We start from the raw sequence: 4,604 nt of genomic DNA, 5'->3' as shown, positions 1-4,604 counted from the left end.
GCGTCTGCGCGCGCCGCCGCCAGCGGGCCAGCAGCCCGGCGGCGCCTTCGGGCGCGGCCCACAGCACCACCAGCAGGAAGGCGCCGAAGAACAGCAGGCGGTATTCCTCCAGGCTGGACAGCACTTCCGGCAGCAGGCCCACCACCACCGCGCCCAGCAGCGGCCCGGCCAGCGAGCCCGCGCCGCCGATGGTCACCGCCAGCACGAACAGGATGGACTGCATGAAATTGAAGTTGTGCGGCGTGATCATGCCCGTGAGCGGCGCATACAGCCCGCCCGCCAGGCCGACCACGGCGGCCGACACCATGAAGGCCACCGCTTTGACTACCAGAGGATTGATGCCGATGGATTCGCTGGCGGTCTCGCTGTCCTTGACCGCGCGCATGGCCGCACCCCACGCGCCGCGCGACAGCAGCGCATAGCCGATCAGCGCGGCAAACACCGCCACGATGGCAAGCATGGCCACGCCACGGTCGCCGCCCAGACTGCCGAGGGCCGGCTGCACAATGCCCATCAGGCCGTTCTGCCCGCCCGTGACCGAGCCGCCTTCGATCAGCGCGTGTTCCACGATGAAGCCGAAGGCGATGGTGATCATCGCCAGATACGGGCCCTTCACGCGCAGCGCGGGCACGGCGAGCAGCAGGCCGAACGCGCCACAGACCAGCGCGGCGGCCGGCCACGCCAGCCAGAAGCTCCATTCGGCCTGGCCGGTCAGGATCGCGACGGTGTACGCGCCGATGGCATAAAAGCCCGCGTGGCCGAACGACATCTGGCCGGTCAGGCCCAGCAGCACGTTCAGGCCGATGCCGGCCAGCGCCAGCAGCGCCACGTTGCCCAGCACGAAGACGTAGTAGCCGTTGACAGTGGCGGCCAGCATCAGGGCCGCCGCGGCCAGCAGGGCATACAGCGCCGGCGGCAGCCAGCGCATTGCGGATTGCTTGTTCATCAGACCTTCCTCACATCGGCGCGCCCGAACAGGCCATTGGGCAGCACGGCCAACATGACGATCACCAGCGTGAAGCTGATGATCTGCGTGTACCCGGAGCCGAGCGCCACGGTGATCAGCGCTTCGACCACGCCAAACAGCAGGCCCGCGATCATCACGCCCCATGCGCTGGTGATGCCGCCCAGGATGGCGACCACATAGGCCTTCAAACCGAACAGCGTGCCCATGTCCGCCTGCACGTTAAAGAGCGGCGCGACCAGCGCGCCGGCCACGCCCGCGAACAGCGTGGACACCGCAAAGGCGGCCATGATGGCGTGGCGCACGGGAATGCCCATCAGCCGCGCGGCGTTCGGGTTCTGCACCACGGCCAGCAGCGCCACGCCCCAGCGCGTGCGGCGCGACAAGGTGTGCAGCGCAGCCGCCAGCGCCAGACCCACCACCGGGATCAGCAGTTGCAGCGGATAGATGCCCAGGCCCAGCCCGCCGATCTCCAGCGGCGATTGCGCCAGCGGAGAGGGCAGGCTGCGCGGCTCCTTGCCGAACGTGAACATGACCACGTTGTCCAGCACGATGCCCAGCGCCACCGTGGACATGAGCCACGCATTGGAGCCGCGGCTGGCAAACGGCCGCACCGCCAGCCGCTCCACGACCAGGCCGTACAGCGCGCAGAGCGCCAGCGCAAACAGCAGCGCCACGGCCAGCGGCCAGCCCAGCGTCTGGGCGAACGTGTAGGTCAGCACGGCGCCCAGCATCATGGAACTGCCTTGGGCGAAATTCACCGTGCCGGAAACGGCATAGGTCAGGTAAAAGCCCAGGGCCATCAGCCCGTACATGCTTCCCAGTCCCAGGCCGCTGACGATGGCGGACATCAACAACATGCGCGTCTCCCGTGGCGTCAGGCCGCTTTACTGCACGCCCTTGACGGGCAGGATGCGGTTGTCGATGAACTGCGTCCACACATAGTCGTCCTCACGTAGCGCATCGTGCGAGGCCGGCGTGAAGGGCTGCTCATACGTCTTGATCAGGCCTTCGTACTTGCCGATCTTGTAGAAGCCCTGGCGCACCGCGTCGCCGTCGGTCGAGCCGGCCTGCGCGATGGCCAGCGCGGCAAGCTGCATGCCGTCGTACGCGTTGGCCACGCCCACGGCCGGGGTGATGTCCTGCGGACCCTTGATGTCGGAATACTTGGTCTTGAGCGCCTGCATTACCTTGTCGCCCACCGGCCCCTGCTTGCCGAAGAAGCTGTAGGTCTGCACGAAGTGCACGTTCTTGGCGTTGGGACCGGCCAGTTCCGTGAAGCGGCCGCCAGCCGGACCCCAGTGCGACACGATCGGCACCTTCCAGCCCATGCGGTCCAGCGACTTCACCACCTGCGCGGACGGCCCCACGTTGCCGACCAGGAACAGCGTGTCGGCGCCGGCGGCCTTCAGGCGGCTCAGTTGCGGCACGATGTCCAGATCGTTGGGCTGGAATTTCTCGACGCCGGCGGGCGTGATCTTGGCGGTGGCCAGCGCGGCGTTCAGGCCTTTCTCGTTGGATTCGCCCCAGGGGTTATTCACCAGGATCATGCCTGGCTTGGCGCTCTGGAACGTCTTCTGCGCGTATTGGACCATCGCGCTGTCGACGATTTCGTCCATCGCCGACACGCGGAACACGAAGTTGGGATTGCCCTTGTTCTGCGTGATGGCGGTGCCCGCGGCCCACGGCCCCATGAACGGCACCTTCTCCTGGTTCACGATGGGAACGATGGCCATGGAGACCGGCGTGTCCAGGCCGCCGAACAGCACGGCGACCTTTTCCTTGTAGATCAGCTCGCGCGCGGCGGCCATGCCCTTGGCGGGATTGCCTTCGTCGTCGCGGCGCACCAGCACGACCTGGCGGCCGTCCAACAATCCGCCGCGCGCGTTGATCTCGTCAATGGCGACGGTGATGCCGCGCGTCAGCGCTTCGCCGGCGCGCGCCGACTCCCCGGACAGCGCGGTGATCAGACCGATCTTGATCGGGTCCGCTGCCAGCGCCGGCTGCGAGGCAAGGCCCGCGGCGAAAAGCGCGGCGGCGGCCGCGTGGCGCATGAAGGAACGACGGGTCGAGGTCATCGGGACACTCCTGAAAAAGTGGAATGAATCTTGCATGGGGTTAAGTGCTGCTTCGTTCCCTTATGCAAGATCCATGCCACCTGATCCGCGTTCATTGCTGCATGCCGCTTTCGCCCCGCCGCCGCTGGGCGCGGGCAGTGCAGACGGGATATGTGCACACCGATGTACGGATTTTGTCGCCAAAACCGCAGCGATTTTGTTCACAATCATGCTTCAGGATTTGCACCAAAATGAATCCATCCTCGCTTCCAAGCACTAAACCGGGGCGCGACGGCAACGCCGCCTGGGCGCCGCAACCCCTGGCCTGCCACGGCCGGTTCCCGTACCGCGCCATCGCGGGCCGCGCCGACTATGCGTGGCCGAACGGCGCGCGCCTGGCCGTGTACCTGGGTTTCAACATCGAGCACTTTGCGTTCGGAGAAGGGCTGGGGGCGGAACTCGGCCCGGCATCGCCTCATCCGGACGTCCTGAACTACGCCTGGCGCGAATACGGCAACCGCGTGGGCGCTTGGCGCTGCCTGGAACTCTTTGACGAGCTGCGCCTGCCGGCCGGCGTGCTGATCAACACCGCGCTGTATGAGCATTGCCCCGATCTGGTGGATGCCTTCCTGGCGCGCGGCGACGAGCTCATCGGACACGGCTACAGCAACGCGCACCGGCAGGGCGGCTTGCCCGAGGCCGAGGAACGCGCGCTGCTCGCGCACTGCCGCGATCGCATCCTGCGGCATGCGGGCAGCGAACCCGCCGGCTGGCTGTCGCCCTGGATTTCGGAAAGCCATGCCACGCCCGACCTGCTGGCCGAGGCGGGTTACCGCTACACGCTGAACTGGTGCCACGACGACCAGCCCATGCGCATGCACACCCGAGCGGGCGATTTGTGGGCCATTCCTTATCCGCAGGAGCTCAACGACATTCCGATGATCATGGGCCGCAAGATGGACGCGCGCGATTTTGCCGATATGATCCTTGACCAGTTCGAGGAGATGCGCGCGCAAGCGGTTCGCCAGCCGCTCGTCATGGGCATTGCGCTGCATCCCTACATCGTCGGCCAGCCGTACCGGCTGCGTCACCTGCGGCGCGCGCTGGCGCCACTGGCCGCCGCCCGTGACCGCGGCGAGATCTGGTTCACCACGCCGGGCGAGATCTGCCGGCATGTGGACGGACTGCCGCCGGGTGTGATCGTTTAGGAGCCGCAGTGCCAAGTCCGACCCAATCCCGCCGCGCCGCCGCCGCGCGGTCCAAGCCCCCCAAGCCCGCCGCGGACGATGACGTCCTGCCCGACGCCGACATGGAGCGCCGCATCTGCGAAGCGGTCTACGAGAGCGTGATGAGCCAGCGCCTGACGCCTGGCACCAAGCTGCCCGAGGCCGCGATCTGCGACCTGTTCGGCGTGTCGCGGTCGGTGGCGCGCAAGGCGCTGCAGCGGCTGGCGCACGAGCACGTCGTGGACCTGCACCACAACCGCGGCGCGGTGGTGGCCGAACCCACGCCCGAGGACACCCGCCAGATCTTCCAGGCGCGCCGCGCGCTGGAGGCGGCCCTGCTGCCGCTGACGGCGGCCC

Annotated in this window: 5 protein-coding genes; 2 read left to right on the top strand and 3 right to left on the bottom strand. The window is 67.6% G+C overall.

The window, feature by feature from the left end:
- The 3 genes from B3446_RS24660 to B3446_RS24650 form a co-directional block, all read right to left on the bottom strand.
- Positions 1–946, bottom strand: a 946-nt coding sequence (locus tag B3446_RS24660) for a branched-chain amino acid ABC transporter permease (RefSeq protein WP_291386363.1), incomplete at its 3' end; no start/stop codon positions are given.
- Positions 946–1,824, bottom strand: a complete 879-nt coding sequence (locus B3446_RS24655; RefSeq protein ID WP_175124925.1) for a branched-chain amino acid ABC transporter permease — start codon at positions 1,822–1,824, stop codon at positions 946–948. The genes B3446_RS24660 and B3446_RS24655, both read right to left, overlap by 1 nt.
- Before the next feature lie 27 nt (positions 1,825–1,851).
- Positions 1,852–3,042, bottom strand: a complete 1,191-nt coding sequence (locus B3446_RS24650) for an ABC transporter substrate-binding protein (RefSeq protein WP_191577606.1) — start codon at positions 3,040–3,042, stop codon at positions 1,852–1,854.
- A gap of 230 nt (positions 3,043–3,272) precedes the next feature.
- Here B3446_RS24650 and B3446_RS24645 point away from each other — a divergent pair, with 230 nt between their 5' ends.
- Positions 3,273–4,229, top strand: coding sequence for a polysaccharide deacetylase family protein (locus B3446_RS24645; RefSeq protein ID WP_291386360.1), 957 nt, complete (start codon positions 3,273–3,275; stop codon positions 4,227–4,229).
- Between the two features lie 8 nt (positions 4,230–4,237).
- Positions 4,238–4,604: GntR family transcriptional regulator (locus B3446_RS24640; RefSeq protein WP_291386358.1), on the top strand; the 367-nt coding region annotated here is incomplete at its 3' end.

The organism is Achromobacter sp. UBA5777 (assembly GCF_002418565.1).
Classification (GTDB): Bacteria; Pseudomonadota; Gammaproteobacteria; order Burkholderiales; family Burkholderiaceae_B; genus Achromobacter; species Achromobacter animicus.
This window is presented reverse-complemented; position numbering and strand designations above follow the sequence as displayed.

What these genes read in the sequence shown, in the direction of transcription:
- B3446_RS24650 (WP_191577606.1), bottom strand. Translation starts at nt 3,042, where the DNA reads ATGACCTCGACCCGTCGTTCCTTCATGCGCCACGCGGCCGCCGCCGCG.
- B3446_RS24645 (WP_291386360.1), top strand. Translation starts at nt 3,273, where the DNA reads ATGAATCCATCCTCGCTTCCAAGCACTAAACCGGGGCGCGACGGCAAC.
- B3446_RS24655 (WP_175124925.1), bottom strand. Translation starts at nt 1,824, where the DNA reads ATGTTGTTGATGTCCGCCATCGTCAGCGGCCTGGGACTGGGAAGCATG.